General features: G+C 69.6%; 16 protein-coding genes. 8 read left to right on the forward strand and 8 right to left on the reverse strand.

All coding sequences use genetic code 11. The features are described 5' to 3' along the window. Positions 1-10: 10 nt before the first annotated feature. Positions 11-790, forward strand: a complete 780-nt coding sequence (locus FL344_RS19955) for a M48 family metallopeptidase (protein ID WP_141619647.1) — start codon at positions 11-13, stop codon at positions 788-790. Positions 791-958: 168 nt separating this feature from the next. Next, entirely contained in the window at positions 959-3,787 is a 2,829-nt protein-coding gene (gene gyrA / locus FL344_RS19960) for a DNA gyrase subunit A (protein ID WP_194863172.1), read from the forward strand. A 67-nt stretch (positions 3,788-3,854) separates the two neighbouring features. On the opposite strand, the gene FL344_RS19965 is transcribed toward gyrA, so the two are convergent. The 3 genes from FL344_RS19965 to FL344_RS19975 form a co-directional block, all read right to left on the reverse strand. Next, positions 3,855-4,235 carry a DUSAM domain-containing protein gene (locus FL344_RS19965; RefSeq protein ID WP_141619649.1) on the reverse strand — a complete coding sequence of 127 codons (381 nt, stop codon included), beginning with the start codon at positions 4,233-4,235 and terminating at the stop codon, positions 3,855-3,857. A gap of 427 nt (positions 4,236-4,662) precedes the next feature. Further along, on the reverse strand, positions 4,663-5,499 hold the full coding sequence (locus tag FL344_RS19970; protein ID WP_141619650.1) for a PfkB family carbohydrate kinase: 837 nt from the start codon (positions 5,497-5,499) through the stop codon (positions 4,663-4,665). Between the two features lie 10 nt (positions 5,500-5,509). Further along, complete coding sequence (locus FL344_RS19975; protein ID WP_141619651.1) at positions 5,510-6,127, reverse strand: nuclear transport factor 2 family protein; 618 nt, start codon at positions 6,125-6,127, stop codon at positions 5,510-5,512. A 144-nt stretch (positions 6,128-6,271) separates the two neighbouring features. Between FL344_RS19975 and FL344_RS19980 the strand changes: the two genes are divergently transcribed. The 5 genes from FL344_RS19980 to FL344_RS20000 all read left to right on the forward strand — a co-directional run bounded on the left by FL344_RS19980 (position 6,272) and on the right by FL344_RS20000 (position 11,232). Next, complete coding sequence (locus FL344_RS19980; protein ID WP_141619652.1) at positions 6,272-7,255, forward strand: iron ABC transporter substrate-binding protein; 984 nt, start codon at positions 6,272-6,274, stop codon at positions 7,253-7,255. After that, complete coding sequence (locus tag FL344_RS19985; protein ID WP_141619653.1) at positions 7,255-8,820, forward strand: iron ABC transporter permease; 1,566 nt, start codon at positions 7,255-7,257, stop codon at positions 8,818-8,820. The genes FL344_RS19980 and FL344_RS19985 overlap by 1 nt, the downstream gene beginning before the upstream one ends. Positions 8,821-8,868: 48 nt before the next feature. Further along, the gene (locus FL344_RS19990; protein WP_141592450.1) at positions 8,869-9,927 is read left to right on the forward strand and encodes an ABC transporter ATP-binding protein; all 1,059 of its coding nucleotides are present in this window, start codon (positions 8,869-8,871) and stop codon (positions 9,925-9,927) included. Positions 9,928-10,040: 113 nt separating this feature from the next. Beyond that, complete coding sequence (locus FL344_RS19995) at positions 10,041-10,307, forward strand: YkvA family protein (protein ID WP_194858531.1); 267 nt, start codon at positions 10,041-10,043, stop codon at positions 10,305-10,307. 97 nt (positions 10,308-10,404) lie between these two features. Next, the gene (locus FL344_RS20000) at positions 10,405-11,232 is read left to right on the forward strand and encodes an SDR family oxidoreductase (protein ID WP_141619654.1); all 828 of its coding nucleotides are present in this window, start codon (positions 10,405-10,407) and stop codon (positions 11,230-11,232) included. A 6-nt stretch (positions 11,233-11,238) separates the two neighbouring features. Here the strand turns inward: FL344_RS20000 and FL344_RS20005 are convergent, their stop codons facing one another. Genes FL344_RS20005 through FL344_RS20015 form a run of 3 tightly spaced genes read right to left on the reverse strand, consistent with a single transcriptional unit; the run spans position 11,239 to position 15,498 of the window. After that, complete coding sequence (locus FL344_RS20005) at positions 11,239-12,399, reverse strand: hypothetical protein (RefSeq protein ID WP_141619655.1); 1,161 nt, start codon at positions 12,397-12,399, stop codon at positions 11,239-11,241. Positions 12,400-12,421: 22 nt separating this feature from the next. Then, positions 12,422-15,004, reverse strand: coding sequence for a VIT domain-containing protein (locus tag FL344_RS20010; protein WP_141619656.1), 2,583 nt, complete (start codon positions 15,002-15,004; stop codon positions 12,422-12,424). Continuing rightward, positions 15,001-15,498: a MerR family transcriptional regulator gene (locus tag FL344_RS20015; protein WP_141619657.1), complete on the reverse strand. Its 498-nt coding sequence runs from the start codon at positions 15,496-15,498 to the stop codon at positions 15,001-15,003. The genes FL344_RS20010 and FL344_RS20015 overlap by 4 nt, the downstream gene beginning before the upstream one ends. A gap of 217 nt (positions 15,499-15,715) precedes the next feature. Here FL344_RS20015 and FL344_RS20020 point away from each other — a divergent pair, with 217 nt between their 5' ends. Beyond that, entirely contained in the window at positions 15,716-16,177 is a 462-nt protein-coding gene (locus FL344_RS20020; RefSeq protein ID WP_141592444.1) for a DUF2721 domain-containing protein, read from the forward strand. A gap of 6 nt (positions 16,178-16,183) precedes the next feature. Here the strand turns inward: FL344_RS20020 and FL344_RS20025 are convergent, their stop codons facing one another. Next, complete coding sequence (locus FL344_RS20025) at positions 16,184-17,023, reverse strand: slipin family protein (RefSeq protein ID WP_141619658.1); 840 nt, start codon at positions 17,021-17,023, stop codon at positions 16,184-16,186. Continuing rightward, complete coding sequence (locus tag FL344_RS20030) at positions 17,023-18,378, reverse strand: nodulation protein NfeD (RefSeq protein ID WP_141619659.1); 1,356 nt, start codon at positions 18,376-18,378, stop codon at positions 17,023-17,025. Before FL344_RS20030 ends, FL344_RS20025 begins: the two co-directional genes overlap by 1 nt. Between the last annotated feature and the right edge of the window lies 1 nt (position 18,379).

Here is an 18,379-nt window from a genome sequence, read left to right on the forward strand (position 1 = left end):
AGGTGTGTCCATGGCCAAGAGCACGTCCCAGAAGCGTCCGTCGAAGGCGAAGAAGCCCGCCGCGTCGAAGGCGAAGGCGAAGAAGGCCGCTGCCCCGAAGAAGGCCGCCTCGAGGACCCGCGCCGCGCCCCGTCGCGCCAGCGCGCCGGTGTCCGAGCCCGCCGTCGAAGCTCCTCGGCCCCCCATCCTGGAAGCCGAGCCCGTGCTCTCCGATGAACCCACCCCCGGGCGCCCGGGCCCCAAGGCGCTCCCGTCCGGCGAGACCGCGGGCCGCGTGTTGCCCTTCGAAATCGACCCCAAGCGCATGGAAGAAGGGCTGCGCAAGCTTCAGGGGGAGATGGTCCACTGGGCCAACAAGGGCCGGTACACGCGGGTGCGCTTCAAGTTCCGGGGCAAGCAACTGCTTCCGGACCTGCCGCTGGCCGCCGTGGTGGCCGCGGAGGGGCTCACGTTCTACTGGGGCGGCATCCTGCGCGTGCTTGTCGCCAACGTGGTGGGCGGCAGCGTGTTCCAGGTGGAGCTCGTGAATGACGCGGAGAAGCGCGTCCAGGCTGGTAAGGAGGCCTTGCTGTCGGGCGACGTGGACCAGGCGCTGGTGCTCTTCCGGGAGGCCGTGGCCATGGACCGTGACTTTCCCTCCGCGCACCTCAACGTGGGCGTGGCCTTGAAGCTGAAGGGCGACCGGGAAGGGGCCCTGGCTGCGTTCGAAAAAGCAAAGGAAAGAGACCCGGAAGGACCGGTGGGAACCGAAGCCGAGCGCCTGGCTGCTCCCCTGCGTCCGCAGGGCTGAAAAAGGCTCGCTCAAGCGTTCAAAAAAGAGTCCCTTTCAGGCATCCCGCCGTTCGAGGCGAAAGCCCCTTGTTTCCCCTGTTGACGCAGGGAAATCCAGGGGTTACGAACGCTCACTCACTGGATGGCGGCCCTGATTCGCGGGCCCCTCCGCAGACTTCCAGAGCTCATGGCTGACGACACGACTGACAAGCCGGCATCGCCCTCCGCGCCTCCTCCCCCGGACAGCGCTGGAGAGCTCATTCCCGTCAACATCGAAGACGAGATGCGCCGTTCGTATCTCGACTACTCCATGTCCGTCATCGTGGGGCGCGCGCTGCCCGACGTACGTGACGGACTCAAGCCCGTGCATCGCCGCGTGCTGTACGCGATGAATGACCTGGGCAACCTCCACAACCGGGCCTACAAGAAGTCCGCCCGCGTGGTGGGTGACGTCATCGGTAAGTACCACCCGCACGGTGACTCGTCGGTGTACGACGCCATGGTGCGCCTGGCGCAGGAGTGGAGCCTTCGCTACCTGCTGGTGGACGGCCAGGGCAACTTCGGCTCGGTGGACGGCGACTCGCCAGCGGCCATGCGTTACACGGAAGTGCGCATGGAGCGGCTGGCGGAGGACCTGCTGGCGGACATCGACAAGGAGACGGTGGACTTCGGTCCCAACTACGACGACTCGTTGGAAGAGCCGCTCGTCCTCCCGTCGAAGTTCCCCAACCTCCTGGTCAACGGCAGCAGCGGCATCGCGGTGGGCATGACCACCAACATCCCGCCGCACAACATGACCGAGGTCATCAGCGGCACGCTGCACCTCATCGACAACCCGGGCTGCACGGTCCGGGACCTGATGGAGTTCATCACCGGTCCGGACTTCCCCACCGGCGCCATCATCACCGGGCGCGAGGGCATCGTCCGCGCCTACGAGACGGGCCGCGGCCAGGTCACCATCCGGGCGCGCTCGGACATCGAGACCTCCAAGCGGGGTGACCGCGAGGCCATCATCTTCTCGGAGATTCCGTACCAGGTGAACAAGGCGCGGCTCATCGAGAAGATCGCCGAGCTGGTGCGCGAGAAGAAGCTGGAAGGCATCAGCGACATCCGCGACGAGAGCGACCGCCAGGGCATGCGCATCGTCATCGAGCTCAAGCGCGATGCGATTGCGCAGGTGGTGCTCAACAACCTGTACGCGATGACGTCGCTGGAGACGACCTTCGGCGCGGTGATGCTGGCCATCGACGGCGGCCAGCCGCGCACGCTCAACCTGAAGGAGATGCTGGACCGGTTCATCGCGCACCGCCGTGACGTGGTGACGCGGCGCACGCGCTACGAGCTGCGCAAGGCGCTGGCGCGCATGCACATCGTCGAAGGTCTGCTCGTCGCGCAGGACCTCATCGACCTGGTGGTCAGCCTCATCCGCGCGTCCAAGGACCCGGACGAGGCGCGCTGGGGCCTGATGAACATCCTGTCGCCCGCGCTGTACGAGCACGAGCGCTTCGCGACCCTCCAGCGCATCGACTACGACAAGGCGAAGGCGCAGATGGAGCTGCTCGTCTCGCGCGCGCGCAACGAGGAGCCCAGCTACGCGGGCCTGGCGCACAAGTACGAGGGCGCGGGCTTCAGCGAGGGCCAGGCGCAGAACATCCTGGAGATGCGCCTGCAGCGGCTCACCGGCCTGCAGCGCGAGGAGCTGTTCCGCGAGCTCATCGGCCTGGTGCGCGACATCGCGCGGTTGCAGGACATCCTGGCCAACGAGCGCAGCCTGCTCAACGTCATCAAGACGGAGCTCGTGGAGATTCGCGAGCGCTACGGCGACAAGCGCCGCACGGAAATCACCGGCGCCGTGGATGAGATGACCAGCGAGGACCTCATCGCCGAAGAGACGATGGTGGTGACGCTGTCGCACACGGGCTACATCAAGCGCTCGCCGCTGACCGAGTACCGGGCGCAGAAGCGCGGCGGACGCGGGAAGACGGGCGCTGCGACGAAGGAAGACGATTTCGTCAGCAAGCTGTTCGTGGCCAGCACGCACGCGTACCTGATGCCCATCACCACGAAGGGCAAGCTGTACTCGCTGAAGGTGCACCAGGTTCCGCAGGCCAGCCGCACGTCGCGCGGCAAGGCCATGGTGAACCTGGTGCAGTTCGGCGAGGGCGAGCGGCTGGCGCAGGTTCTGGTGACGCGGGACTTCCCGGAGAACCGCTACGTCTTCTTCGTGACGAAGCGGGGCGTGGTGAAGCGCACGGACCTGAGCGCGTTCGAGAACGTCCGCTCCAGCGGCATCATCGCGCTGGGCATCGACGACGGTGACGAGCTGGTGGCGGTGATGATTACCGACGGCAGCAAGGACATCCTGCTGTCGACGGCGTCGGGCATGAGCATCCGCTTCCCGGAGACGGAGGTCCGCTCCATGGGCCGCCAGGCCTACGGCGTGAAGGGAATCACGCTGGAGGACGGCGACGAGGTGGTGGGCGCCGACGTGGTGGAGGCGGACGCGGCCATCCTCACGGTGACGGAGAACGGCTACGGCAAGCGGACGCAGGAGGCCGAGTACCGGCAGCAGGGCCGTGGCGGCAAGGGCATCATCGACATCAAGACCACCGAGCGGAACGGCAAGGTGGTGGGTCTGCTCCAGGTGAAGGAGTCGGACGAGGTGATGATTGTCACCAACGGCGGCATGCTCATCCGCATGCGGGTGAAGGAGATCTCCGTCATCGGCCGCAACACGCAGGGCGTGCGGCTGATTGCCCTGGAGAACGAGCAGGAGAAGGTCATGGCCATCTCCAAGCTGCCCGAGAGCGACGAGTCCGAGGAGAACGGCGAGGCGGTGGCGCCAGCCGAGGGCGCGGTGCCCACGGCGGAGGCCAGCGCTTCGGAGGCGACTGACGCCGCTGCGCCTGCGGACGCCACGGCTGAGGCCGCGGCGCCTGCGGAAGCCGCTGCCGAGCCGGCCCCGGCGTCCGAGGAGGGTGGCACCCCGGGTGGCGAGGAGCCCACGCAGGGCTGAGTTGTTCGTTGAATTGCCGGAAGGCTGATTGACGGGGACGCGGCGGAAGTCGCGTCCCCGTTGTCATTCAAGGCTCATCATCCAGCAGGTTGAGTTGGCCCTGCGCAACGGCGCGGTAGTGCGGCACCTCCTCGGCGGCCAACACGTCCCGCATTTCCTGGCGGGCACTGTCGAGGTCACCCGCGCGCTTGTGCTGGTACATCCGGTGAAGCGCATTCACCATCCGGCTGGACCCTTCGCTGATGCGACGCGAGCACTCTCGGAGGAGTTCCAGCGCGCCCGTGTCCGACGCAAGAGCCGAAGTCGCATGGGCTTGGCTGAGGCCCACTTCGCGAGCAGTTCGCGCCAGGAGTTCCCGCACTTCGATGGTGAGCATCAGGGGCTCTCCGTTGCGCAGCACTCGGCGAGCAAGGGCGCGAATCGGGTCCCAGTCGAGTTCTTCAGCCATGCGCTATTTTCCCACGGGATAGCATTTGTCGCCGGGCCATTCCTGTTGGCCCTCGCACAGTTGAAAGCAGGAGTAACAGTGGCCCTTCCAGCCATCCTGTTTGCAGTCGCCATAGGCACGAATGCACGTTCGCTTCCACTCGGGGAGGGCTGCATTATGTGAGTCATCCCACTCGACCGATGCGGTGTCCGTTACGGCTTGGACGCCGGTCATGAGCACAGCGGCCTCGGCAGCGGAAAGTCCACATGCTTCGGGCATGCCGGGGAATCGCTGAAGGCAGCACGATACGGAATCGGAGCAGGAAGCCAGTGCGTACGGTTCGCCTCTTCTCCCGGTGGAGTGCGCGCCGCTGGAACATCCCAGGGCAAGGCTTACGAGCACACATCCCAAGGGCGTTGCGGTATTCTTGCTTTTCATTGAATGCTGCTTAGCGCAGCTCCGCAGGAAGCCGGCTGACATCCAGCTTCGGCACCCCCACCTGCGTCACCGCCTGCGCGCCAAACCAGTTCGCCAGCGCGGCGCAGCGTTCAAATGGCAGTCCACGCAGCAACCCCAGCGTGAAGCCCGCGAGGAAGCAGTCCCCCGCGCCCGTGGCATCTACTTCCTCCATCGCAACCGTGGGCACGTCGATGCGCGCATCCGCCGTGAACACCGTGCAGCCCCGCGCCCCACGCGTCACCACCAGGCACGTCCGCTGACGCACCCGCTCGATGTCCATCGCCCGGGCCTCCTCCTCGCTGGCCTTCAGCACCCGAAGCCGCTCCAGCAGCCCCGCGAAAGGCGTGTCCTCCAGGCGGAGATTGAGCACCCGCCCGTCATCATCGAATGCCCGAATCAACCCCTGCGCATCCGCCAGCACATGCCGCGCCCGCTCAGAGACATGGAGCAGCGTCTCCGGCAGCACCTCACCCGCCACCCCGCACGCCAGTGCCACGCGCGCGTCCACGGTGATGTCCGCAGGGCGAATCGGCTCCGCCTTCGCGCTGACGCGAAGCGTCCGTGTCTCTCCCTCGAAGTCCGCGATGAACTGCGTGGTGCGCGTTCCCGGAACGATGCGCGGCGGATATCGGACCTGGTCCGCGTAACGGAAGTCCTCGCCAGCCACCGCGGCCACCGCGTAGTCCAGCCCCATCGCATCCAGGACGGACGCGATGTACGCCGCCGACCCGCCGAGCGCATGTGTTTCCCGCCCGGGGCTATGCCGGAGCAGGTCGTGGCAGTAGCTCCCCACCACCAGCACATCGCGCAGGGCCGCGTCACCCATGACGCGTGTTCTACTTCCGGGTGAGGTCCTTCGGCACGGGAACCCCCGCGGCCTTGTCGTCCGTCCAGGCGATGTTGAGAATCCACCAGCGCCGCCCATCGAAGACGAGCTGCAAGCTGTTGACGCCCGTGGTCATCACCGGCCCGTCCGCGGTTTCACGCGTCTCATACGCGCTCAGCACCTGGACCATGTCTCCATAGCCAGACGCCTGCCGACGCGTCTCCTTCTCGAAGAACCCCCGCTTGTCGAAGGCCACCGCGGCGGAGGTGGCATAGTCATCCGGCGTGAAGGGCGTGGCCGCGGGTCCCTTGCCGTCCTTCGGGCGGCGGATGGGAATCATCTGCGCGCCCGGGTGGAAGAGGGCGCGGAAGCGCTGCCAGTCGCGCGCCTGGCCCGCCGGACCGCTGATGACGTCGTACATCGCGGCGATGAGGGAATCGATGGAGCGCACGTCCTCGGGGCGAGGCGCGGGTGCGAGTTGGAGCGCGCTCCGGGTTCGCTCGGCGGCGTCCTTCATCGGGTTGGGCGTGGAGACGGGTGGTTTCGGGGACGCAGACGTCTGCGCGAGGGCGGAGGGCGCGGCGAGCAGGGCGGCGGCACAGGCGGCGACGACGAGCGGGCGCGGCATGGTGTCTCCACTGGGCGGGAGGTTGCGGCCCACGAGGCTACTCCGGGCCGCGAAGGAGCGCTGTCGTCACCTGTTTCGCGCTTCACCGGGCGTCCGCGCGCAATCGGTGGAAGCGGGGGAGGCCGTCCGTTAGGGTGCCGGCCCATGGTACGACTCCTCCTGGCCTCCCTGGTCCTGACCCTGGCCTCCCCCGCGCTCGCGGCGGAGACGCTCACCATCTACTCCGGCCGCAACGAGAAGCTCGTGGGCCCGCTCCTCAAGAAGTTCACCGAGAAGACGGGAGTCGAGGTGAAGGTGCGCTACGGCGAGACGCCGCAGCTCGCCGCCACGTTGCTGGAGGAGGGGGCGAAGACGCCCGCCGACGTGTTCTTCGCGCAGGACGCGGGGGCGCTCGGCGCGCTGGCGAAGGCGGGTCAGTTGCAGGTGCTGCCCAAGGAGACGCTGGACAAGGTGGATGCGCGCTTCCGCTCGCCGCAGGGCGTGTGGGTGGGCACCAGCGGCCGGGCGCGCGTGGTGGCCTACAACACGAAGAAGGTGAAGGCGGACACGCTGCCCAAGAGCATACTTGGCTTCACGGATGCGAAGTGGAAGGGCCGACTGGGCTGGGCGCCCACCAACGCCTCGTTCCAGTCCTTCGTCACCGCGCTGCGGCTGCTCAAGGGCGACGAGGCCGCGACGCAGTGGCTCAAGGGCATCCAGGCCAACGCGCCGCGCGTCTACAAGAACAACTCCGCCATCATCGAGGCGCTGGGGCGCGGTGAAATCGACGCGGGCTTCGTGAACCACTACTACCTGTACTCCGCGAAGAAGAACAAAGCGGACCTGCCCGTGGCCAACTACTTCGTCGCGGCGGGGGACCCGGGCGCGCTGGTGAACGTGGCGGGCGTGGGCATCCTCAAGGGCTCGAAGAACACGGACGCGGCGAAGAAGCTGGCCGCGTACCTGCTGGACGCCGAGGCGCAGACGTACTTCGCGCAGGAGACGTCCGAGTTCCCGCTGGTGTCTGGCGTGAAGCTGGCCGAGGGCCTGCCGGCGCTCGACAAGGTGGGCTCGCCCGACCTGGACCTGTCCAAGTTGGATGACCTGCGCGGCACCGTGAAGCTGCTCCAGGATACTGGCGTCCTCTGATGCTTCGTCGTGCCCCGGTGGGATTATGGGTGGCTGGCGTGGCCATGGCCGCGCTGGCGTTGGTGCCCGCGATATACCTGTGCGTGCGCGCCGCGGAGGCGGATGCGGACGCATGGGGCCTGCTGCTGCGAGACAAGACGTGGGGCCTGCTGGGCCGCACGCTGGGGCTCGCGGCGGCGGTGACGGGCTGCGCGGCGCTGCTGTCGCTGCCGCTGGCCTGGCTCACCGCGCGCACGGACCTGCCGGGGCGCCGTCTGTGGACGGTGTTGTTGTGTGTGCCGTTGGCGGTGCCCACGTTCGTCAGCGGCTACGTGCTGCTGGCGGCGTTCGGCGTGGGCGGCGCGCTGGAGGAGCCCCTGACGCGCTGGGGCCTTCCGGTGCCGCCCGTGTATGGCTTTCCCGGAGCGCTGCTGGCGCTGACGGTGTCGACGTATCCGTACTTCTTCCTCGCGCTGCGCGCCGGGCTGCAGTCCCAGGACCCCGCGTGGCTGGAGGGGGCGAGGAGCCTGGGACTCACGCCCGCCCGGGCCTTCTTCCGCATCACCGTGCCCCTGCTGCGTCCTGCCTTCGCGTCGGGCGCGCTGCTGGTGGGGCTGTACGTCCTCTCCGACTTCGGCGCGGTGGCGCTGGTGCAGTACGACGCCTTCTCGCGCGCCATCTACGTGCAGTACGAGGGCGCGTATGACCGCAGCTACGCGGCGCTGCTCGGGCTGGCGTTGGTGTCCGTGACCGTGGGCGTGCTGGCTTTGGAGCTGTGGCTGCGCGGCCGTGCGGGCTACCACCGCAGCGCGAAGGGCGCCGCCCGGGCTTCCTCGCTCGTACAACTGGGCCGCTGGCGCGTGCCGGCGCTGCTCTTGTGCGGCGCGGTGGTGGCGGTGGGCGTGGGGCTGCCGGTGGGTGTGCTCGTCTATTGGGGCGTGCAAGGGCTGTCGGTGGATTCGGGGCCGATGATGGGGCCCGCGTGGAACTCCGTGAGTGCCTCCATGCTGGGCGCGGTGGCGGCGGTGGTGGGCGCGTTGCCGCTGGCCTTCCTCGCGGTGCGCTACCCGAGCCGCCTCACGGTGGCGCTGGAGCGCGTGTCCTACGCGGGTTATGCGCTGCCGCCCATCGTGCTGGCGCTGTCGCTCGTCTTCCTGGGCGTGCAGGCGGTGCCCTTCCTCTACGGCACCCTGGTCATGCTGGTGCTGGCCTACGTGGTGCGCTTCCTGCCGCAGGCGGTGGGGGTGGTGCGGGCGTCGTTGCTTCAGCTCAACCCGCACCTGCCGGAGGCCGCGGCGTCGCTGGGCCAGCCTCCGTCCGGCGTGTTGCGCCGGGTGACGGCGCCGCTGCTACGGCCCGGGCTGCTGGCGGGCGCGGCGCTCGTCTTCCTCACGGCGATGAAGGAGCTTCCAGCCACGTTGCTGCTGGCGCCCATCGGCTTCGAAACGCTCGCCACGCGCGTCTGGGGCGCCACGGCCGAGGGCCGCTTCGCCGAGGCCGCGCTGCCGGCGCTGGTGCTGATGGCCGTCTCCACGCTGGGTGTGGGGCTGCTGGTGTCGCAAGAGGGCGGCTCGTCCCCGAGTTAAGCCAAAGCGCCCGGGCCCGCGGGAACGCGGTAGGGTGCGCCGCCCGCCATGCCCCTGCTTTCGCTCGACGACGTCACCCTTCGTTATTCCTCCAGCGGTACCGCCGCGGTGGACCGCCTGTCCCTGGCGGTGGAGCCCGGTGAAGTGTTGGCGCTGCTGGGCCCGTCGGGGTGTGGCAAGACGACGACGCTGCGGCTGGTAGCGGGCTTCGAGCGCCCCAACAGCGGCACCGTCACGTTGGAAGGCCGCACCCTGGCCAGCCCTGGCGCCTTCGTGCCGCCCGAGCAGCGCAGCGTGGGCATGGTGTTCCAGGACTACGCGCTCTTCCCGCACCTGTCCGTGGTGGAGAACGTGGCCTTCGGCCTCACCGCGATGCCGCGCCAGGAAGCCCGCGCCCGCGCGAGCAACATGCTGAAGCTCTTCGGCCTGGAGGGCTTCGAGTCACGCATGCCGCACGCGCTCTCGGGTGGGCAGCAGCAGCGCGTGGCGCTGGCCCGCGCGCTGGCTCCCGGGCCGCGGGTGCTGCTGCTGGATGAGCCCTTCTCCAGCCTGGACAGCGCGCTGCGGGCCTCCACGCGAATGGAGGTGCGGCGGGTGCTGAAGTCGCTCGGGGCCACGGTGATGCTCGTCACGCATGACCAGCAGGAGGCCATGGCCTTCGCGGACCGCCTGGCGGTGATGCGGGCGGGCCAGGTGGAGCAGGTGGGCACGCCGGAGGCCGTCTACGCCACGCCGCGCACGGCCTTCGTGGCGTACTTCCTGGGCGGCACCAACCTGCTGCCGGGCGTGGGCTTCGGCAATGGCGCCCGGACGCTGCTCGGCATCCTTCCGGTGACGGGCGCGCCAGCGAAGGGCAACGTGCTGCTGTCGCTGCGGCCAGAGGCGATGCGACTGGTGCCGGACACGGATGGCGTCGCACTGGGCGGCGCGCTGCGAGCGGAGGTGCTGGCGCGCGAGTTCCAGGGCCCCTCCGCCGAGTTCACCGTGGCGTGCAACGGCCTGGAGCTCACCGTGCGCGGCGCGCCAGACCTGCCGCTGCGCGCGGGTGACCGGGCGAGGCTGGAGGTGGTGGGTCGCGCGATGGTGCTGGAGGACACTCCGGACTGAGCCTGGCTGTCCCCCGGGCGGCCGGACGGCGTACGCTGGGTGTGGGCCGAGGCCGCAATCACCCGGGCCCCTCGTGCGTAGAGGTAGGCATGAACATCGCAGGCCTTCGTGGAATGGGGAGCCGTTTTTTCCGGTACGTGCGCGACCCGCACGTAGCGCTCTGGCGGAAGCTCGCCGGCGTGATGGCGGTGGTCTACTTCCTGTCGCCCGTGGACGCGCTGCCGGACGTCATCCCGGTGCTCGGCTGGCTGGATGACCTGGGCGTGTTGTCCGCCGCCGCCTTCTTCATGGTGCGTGAGGTGCAGCGCCACCAGGTCGTCATCTCCGGCGAGGATGCGCAGCCGGGTGTCGCCGCCCCGGCGCGCAGCAAGACGGTCTGAGTCGCCGGGCACCCCCGTGACGCGGGGGGGAGAGGCTCTTGCCGGGTCCCGGGCCCCCGTGGTTTGTGCTTCAGGAAGACTGTTGCACGGAGCCTGGATGCCCGGTTCACAGGGAAGTGTCGTTCTCATCACCGGTGCGTCGTCCGGCATCGGCAAGGCGTGCGCGGAGCTGCTGAGCGCGCGTGGCCACACCGTCTACGGCACCAGCCGCCGTCCCGTGGAGGCCGCGCCGCCGGGCTACCGGATGCTGGAGCTGGACGTCACCCAGGACGACTCCGTGCAGCGAGCCGTGGAGACGGTCCTGTCGCGTGAGGGCCGCATCGACGTGGTGGTGAACAACGCGGGTCATGCGCTCGCGGGCGCCGCCGAGGACACCTCCATCGAGGAAGCGCGCGCGCAGCTGGACGTCAACTTCCTGGGCGCGCTGCGCGTGTGCAAGGCGGTGCTGCCTTCCATGCGCGAGCGGCGCGCCGGCCGCATCATCCAGGTCAGCTCCCTGGGCGGGCAGGTGGGGTTGCCCTTCCAGTCGCTCTACAGCGCCAGCAAGTTCGCCCTGGAGGGCTTCACCGAGGCGCTGCGCCAGGAGGTGGCCGAGTTCGGCATCGAGGCGACGCTGGTGCTGCCCGGAGACGTGCAGACGCAGCTCACCCAGAACCGCGTGTGTGTCGCGAAGGCGGGCGCGGGCTCCGCATATCGGGAGCGCTTCGAGGCCGTGCTGAAGGCCATCGAGTCCGGCGAACGCGGCGGCCTCGCCGCCGAGGACGTGGCGAAGAAGGTGCTGGAGGTGATGGAGCGCGGAGCGCCTCACGTGCGCTACCCGGTGGCCCAACTGGCGCAGCGCGTGGCGGTGGTGGCGAAGACCGTGTTGCCCTCGCGCACCTTCGAGCAGATCCTCATGTCCATCTACGGCCTGCGCCGCCGCTGACCGAGGCTAGAACCGGCCCACCATCGACAGGCCCGTGCCCCCGCGCGGCGTGGTGAGCGGTGCCAGCGTCACCTGAGGCGCGTCCGGCGCGTCGAAGTCCCGGGTGAGGTACGTGGTGAGGGCCAGGCCGCCCAGCACGCCCAAGCCGCTGCCCACGAGGATGGCGTCTCCCGCGTCATTGCCCGCGGTGAGGTAGACGGCGCTCGCGCCCACCAGCCCGCCGAGGATGCCGCCCGCGTCGATGATGAGCATTCGGCCTCGGGACACCGTCACGTACTTCGACAGGATGGCCATCGACAGGATGCCCGCGGCCGTGGCGCCCAGCTCGGCGGCGAAGAAACCCTTCGTGTCGTAGTTGTCCGAAGTCGCCAGGAACAGCGCCGTCACCGCGCCCGCCCAGAGGCCACCCGAGTTGGCCAGTGACACCTGTCCCGAGGTGGGATTCACCAGGTGCGCCAGCAGGACGCCCACGCCGGTGAATCCCGCCCCGCCGAGGATGGCGGCGCCCAAGGCATTGTCACCATCTAGGTCGAAGGCGAGCAGTGTCGCGACACCGAACCAGAAACCCCACACGGTGCCGGAGTTGATGACGGCGGCTTGTCCGTCCGTCACACCGCCCCGGGTGAGCAGCAGCGAGCTGGCGGCGCCCGCTCCGGCGCCCAGCAGTGACACCGCGGCGTAACCCTGCCCGCTGCAATCTCCGATGGCGCACAGGAGGACGCCTTGTGCGACCCCGTGCAGCGTCTGCACCACGACGAGCGAGGCGCGCGCGGCGCTGGAGTGAGGCTCTCGCCCCGCCTCGCTCGCGGCGGCGGTGGCCAGCCGCCCCCCGGGCGCGAGCCGTGTCCGGGAGAGCCGGGCCAGCTCGGTGGCATAGGGGTGCTGTGGACAGGCCGCGAGCACGCGCTCGAATAGCTCCAGCGCCTTCGCGTCGTTGCCGCTCACGAGCGCATCGAAGCCCGCCGAGTAATCCGCCTCGGAGCTGGCTGCACAGGCATCGGGCGTGGACACCAGGGGCGGCGCGGTGACTGTCTCCGGTGCCGTTGCCTCGGAAGAGGGCGGAGCCTCCGGAGGCTGAGCGGAGAGCGTGGCAAGCAGGATGAGCGTGGCGAGCGTCATGGCGCCCGTCACTGTATGCGAAGCGCGGCGGCGGCATGTATCAGCCATGCCGCCGCCTTTTCGCGGTGCGTCAGCGCGCGGCCAGCGTGTCGACGTGCTCGCGCAGGGCCACCTCGTTGCCCAGCCGGCCGTTGAGCCCGGCGAGCGGCTTCGCGGCCTGCTCGATGCGGCCCCGGGTGCGCGGTCCCGCCGCGGCCAGCCACGCCACGCCCAGCGCCAGCTCCGCCACCTGTGCATCGCCGCTCAGGCTGGCGGCCAGGGACAGCAGGGCCTCCACCGCCTTCTTCACCTGCGCACCATGCAGCGGATGGCTGCTGGTGATGCCCTCGCGCAGCAGCGACAGCAGGGCCAGCGCCGTGGCACGCGCCTGTCGCACGGGCTCGGAACCCTCACCGGTGCCTTCCCAGAGCCCGTTGGCGAGCTGCTGGGACAGCAGGCTCTCCGCGCCCGTGTCGACACCGCCCTCGGCGGCCGGAGCCTCGTCGCGGTACGCGTCGGATTCCTCGAGCTCCGCCTCCTTCAGCGAATCTGGAGACTGACCGCCGCCGAAGAAGTTGGAGAGGATTCCTCCCTTTTGGCGCTTCTTCTTCATGGCGTCGGCCTTGCCCTGCTCACGCCGCTCGCTCCTCATGATCATCCAGTCCGTGGTGCCGCCATCGGCATCCATGGAGGGCGCGCTCTGTGCGGGCGCGCGCCCGGGCGGGGTGATGCGCCGCACTTGAATCAGCGGACGAGCCCCAGGGGCGGGTGCGGCGGCCGACGGGGGCGGCATGGCGCCACGCGTGGCCATCCGTCCGCGACGGGGGACGGCGCCACCGAGCGCGGCCTCCTCCTCCTTCTGCGCGCCGAACATGGCCCACCCCGCGGGGGCGTCCACGGGGATGACGCGCGTCTTCGCCTGTCCCGAGTTCCGCCGGTCGCCCTTGCGCTCCTCCACCACCACGAACGAGGTGTACCGGGTGACAATCTGGTGCGCGACGGCCAGTTCGACGATGCGCTGTTTCATGGACTCCGCGCGGCGTCCGATGAGCTGGGCGGCCTCCCAGCCCCGGATTCGCTCGGCGGCCCACAACTTCTCCACCGCCGGCCGGTCCGACACGGCGGGCAGGTCCACGCGGACGGTGAGCGAGAAGGGCTCCTGTCCCGAGCGCCCCCGCAACGTCACCGTGCCCGTCCCGGGCGAGGCATAGCGGCCCAGCAGCGTCCAAGGCACGCCATCCACCAGGGGCGGTAGCTCGGCGGGCGCCAGCTCCACACAGTCCACGCCGTCGAAGCGGACCTCCAGGTCGGTGACACGCGGCGCCAGCGCACGGGAGAACTGCGCCACCACCTTGTCGTCGATGCGCTCGCCCGGGTGGATGAACTCCACGTCGCCGCCCGTCTGCTTCGCCATGTCCCGCAGCAGCACGTCGCTGACGTTGGTGCCGATGCCGAACGAGTACACCCGCGCCGTCTTCCGCGCCTCGAGCACGGCGCGCAGAATCTCCGCCTCGTTCCCCACCTGTCCGTCCGTGAGCAGGACGATGACGCCGTCGGGCGCCGCCTGCACCGCGGCGCGCATGGGCGCGAGCAGCTCCGTGCCGCCATCCGCGTTCAGCGCGGCCACCCAGCGGTCCGCCTCTTCGAGCGTGCGCTGCGTGAAGGGCACGGGCTCGGGCTGGAACGACTGGAAGCGATTCTCGAACGCGATGACGTTGAACCGGTCGCCCTCGCGCAGGTGGCGCAGGCACAGCCGGAGCGCGGCCTGGGCCTGGGGCAGGCTCTCACCGGCCATGGAGCCGGAGACGTCCACGACGAACACCACCTCCTGCTTGGGCGGCGCGGAGGCCATGGCCAGCAGGTCCGGCACCACGGTGAGCGCGAAGGTGCCCGGACCTCCCTCGCCCTTGCGGTGCGTGACGAGCGGCGTGAACACCGCGCTGCTGTCCGGGCTGCGCAGGCTCAGCACCAGGTCGCGGTCCAGGGACACCTCGCCGCGCGAGAATCCGACGCGCACGCGGGTGCCTTCCTCCCGGGTGGTGGTGATGGCGTGGGACGGGCTCTCCACCGCCACCTCGCGGCCCAGGTCCACGAGCAGGTCCATGCGCAGGCCGTAGTGCACGTTGCCCACGGGCGGGGTGATGCGGTCCGCGTCCGGCACCTGGGCCGTGGGCTCTTCACTGCCGTGGCCGGTGCGGTCGCCCGTGGTCGCGCCGGGGATGTAGCGAGGCGCCACCAGCGTGGGGAGCATCCAGCGCACGCTGCCTTCCTCGGCGGTGACGGCCTGGAGGAACTCCACCTCCACCACGGTCTCCTCATAGGGCAGCAGGTTGCCTACCTGGGCGGTGAAGACGTTGCGGCGCTCCTCGTCGAGCAGCGCGGCGCCATGGCCGGCCGTGACGGCGTCGTCGTAGGTGCGGAAGGCCTCTTCACGCTCTCGCACCACGCCTTCGATGCGTCGCCCGGCGCACGTCATGGAGAAGGCGGACAGCGTGGCATCCGAGGGAAGGGGGAAGGTGTAGATGGCCTCGACTGGCTGGTACTCCTCGTTGCGGTAGCGCTGGCGAACGCGGACGCGCGCGTGGCCGCCGAGGAGCTCGCCCGTGACTTCGACACCTTGCAGGGGGACCTGCGTGCCGTTGCGCGTGTACAGCCCTGCCTTTTCGATGGTCATGGCTTCTCCCTTTCCTGGAACTCCGCGATGAGGGCGCGAACGCGTTCCGCGAGCGCCCGGGTCTTCGTGTCCGCTGCTTCCGAGACGTGCAGCTCCAGCCCCGGGAGCAGCTCCCAGCGCTCGTAACGATTCAGGCCCGTGGCCAGTCTTCGAGGCGCGTGCGGTGGCGCCATCGGGGCCGGTCCCGGTAGCGGCTGCGCGTGCACCGGGGGCGTGGGTGTCGCGTCCGAGTCGGCGAGCTGGCGCAGCTCATCGAGGCTCAACCGCTGCAACTCCGCCTGGATGGCATCCAGGGGAAGGAACCGCGCCTGCAGGACGCGGATGGCCTTGAGCCGCACCAGGTGCTCTTCCCCGTACACGGTGTCGGGGCCCCGGAAGGGGGGCGCGGGAAGCAGGCCGCGTTGGACGTAGTAGCGCACCGTCCGCGGCGAGACGCCCACCGCCTCGGCCAGCTCCGTCAGCTTCCATTCGCTCTGTGTCTTCGGCGTGCTCACGGTTCAGACAGTACGACTCGACATTTATGGTGTCAAGTTGCCACTGATGAATTGGCAGCAGCAGTGGCCAGAGCGCGAGGAGCCTCAGCTCAGCAGTATCTCGACAGTTCTGCTGCCGAATCCTGACACCCGGCGCTTGCCTGCTGTCATGACCTGGTGGCGGGCGAAGGGCGCGGAGTTGTTGCGCCGGTCGGGGTGGGATGGAACAGAGGAGGGCATGAATGGCGTCGCGGAAGTCGTGGACCTCTCTTCCATCCGGCTCATTGGCACGGCGGTGACGCCCGCGGTGATGGTGTCGGCGTGTGGCATCGTGGCGACGGGGTTGGACAACCAGATTGCGCGCATGACGTCGCGCATCCGGGAGATGGTGCGCGAGTGGCGTCTGTTGCCGGAGGGGCACGCCCGGCGCGCGGTGCTGCGCCAGGAGGTCGCCATCCTGGACCGGCGGCACGCCATCCTCGCCCGGGCGATTGCCTTCACCTACACGGCGCTGCTGGCCTTCGTGATGACGTCGCTGCTGTACCTGACGAAGCGGCAGACGCAGGTGCCCGAGGCCCTGCCGGTGGTGTCCTTCTCGGTGGGCGTGTTGCTGCTGGGCGCGACGGCGCTGCTCGTGCTGGCGTCGCTGCGGCTGAGCCGGCGGGCCATCAAGCTGGAGCGGCAGGAACTCTTCGACTAGCGGCTGTCAGGACAGGCCGCCCGCGGGAGGGCCCTCTTCCTCATCCTCGGTGTACCGCCGGTCTTCATGTCCATCGTCGGCCCGCTCCATATGGGCCTTCACGCCGCTGAGCGTGCGCAGCAGGTCGAGCGGGATGGGCAGGATGGTGTGATTGCCACCGGTGGTGATTTCCACCAGCGTCTGGAGGTAGCGGAGCTGGAGGGTGGCCGGGTAGCGGCCGAGGACCTTGGCGGCCATGGAGAGCTTCTCGGCGGCCTGGTGTTCGCCCTCGGCGGCGATGATTTTCGCGCGGCGCTCGCGCTCGGCCTCGGCCTGCCGCGCGATGGCCCGCTGCATCTCCGCGGGCAGGTCGATGTGCTTCACCTCCACGTTGGACACCTTGACGCCCCACGGGTCGGTGCGTGCATCGAGCACCTGCTGAATCTCGTGGTTGATGCGCTCCCGCTCGGAGAGGAGCTGGTCCAGCTCCACCTGGCCCAGGATGGAGCGCAGCGTCGTCTGGGCGAGCTGGCTGGTGGCATAAAGGTAGTCCTCCACCTGGAGCACGGCCTTGTCGGCGTGGATGACGCGGAAGTAGACGACGGCGTTGACCTTCACGCTGACGTTGTCCCGGGTGATGACGTCCTGTGGAGGCACGTCCCGGGCCACGATGCGCAGGTCGATGATGACCATGCGCTCGACGAAGGGGATGAGCCAGCGGAAGCCCGCGCGTTTGAGGCCCACGAAGCGCCCGAGCCGGAACACCACGCCGTTCTGGTACTCGTTGACGATGCGCACCCCCGACAGGAAGAGCAGGAACAGGATGGTGACGGGGATGAGCACTCCGAACAGTCCGGTCAGTTGCATCAGGTCGGTACCTCGTCGACGAAGAGGGTGAGTCCTTCCATGCCCCGCACCACGACGTGTGCGCCGGAGCGGATGGGCGCGGTGGACGTGGCGCGCCAGCGCTCTCCATGAACGAACACCTCGCCGCTCTCCGGTGTCACCGGGGCCAGGGCGGTGCCTCGCTCGCCCACGAGCCCCAGGTCGCCACCTTGCTGGGGGAGCCGCCGCGTCTGCGCGCTCCGGTAGACGACGTAGGCCACCGCACCTCCCAACGCCACGGTGGTGGGCACCAGCCACGTCCACGACACGTGGAAGGAGCGGTCCACGAACCACTCCGGGTTGAAGCGGTCCACGAGGAACAGTCCGCCCAGCCCCAGCAGCACCACGCCCAAGGCGCCGAGCAGCCCACTGGTGACGAACAGCTCCGCGACGATGAGGGCCACGCCCGCCATCATCAGCAGCACCGCGCCCGCGCGAACCGGCAGCGCGGAGGACGCCACCAACGCCAGGACCAGCGCCACCACGCCGATGAGCCCCGGGGCGATGGCGCCTGGATGTGACAGTTCCACCACCAGCCCCAGCCCGGCCACCAGGAACAGCAGGTAGACGATGGCGGGATTGGCGAGCGCGTGCACGGTGCGCTGGGACAGCGTGGGCTCCAGCGTGACGATGTGCGCATCCCGGGTGGAGAGCCGCACGGATTCGCCACCCGCCACCGTCACCTGCCGTCCGTCCGCCTGCGCGAGGAAGTCCGCCTCGGTGGGCGTCACGTATTCCACCACGCGCAGTGCCCGTGCGTCGTCCGCGGACACGCTGACGCTGTCACGCACGGCGGAGGCGGCCCACTGCACATTGCGGCCCCGCTGCTGGGCGATGCTCTCCGCGAACGCGACGGCGTCGTTCTCCACCTTGCGAGCCATTTGCTCCCCGCCCACGGCTTCCGGGGACTGGCCGGAGGGGCCCACCACCGGGTGCGCGGCCCCGATGTTGGTGCCCGGCGCCATGGCCGCGACGTTGGATGCCAGCGCGATGAAGACGCCCGCGCTGCCCGCGTGTGCGCCGGAGGGGCCGACCCAGACGAGCACCGGGACAGGTGACGCGAGGAAGGCCCGGACGATGTGGCGCGTGGCCTCCAGCGAGCCACCGGGGGTGTCCAACCGCACGAGCAACGCGTCATGTCCCGCGGCCGTGGCGCGTGCCACGCAGTCGGACAGGTAGCCGCCGGTGCCGGCGTCGACCACGCCCTCCAGGTCGCAGCGAGCCACGGTGGGCTGGCCGTACCTCGTGGGGGCATCGGCCGCGGACGCGAGCAGCCCCGCCATGAGGACGCACAGGAGTGCGGGGGCCGCGAGTCGCCAGCGTGCCCGTTGGTGCATC

Origin of the sequence: Myxococcus sp. AB036A (assembly GCF_006547355.1) — a bacterium.
Lineage (GTDB): Bacteria > Myxococcota > Myxococcia > Myxococcales > Myxococcaceae > Myxococcus > Myxococcus virescens.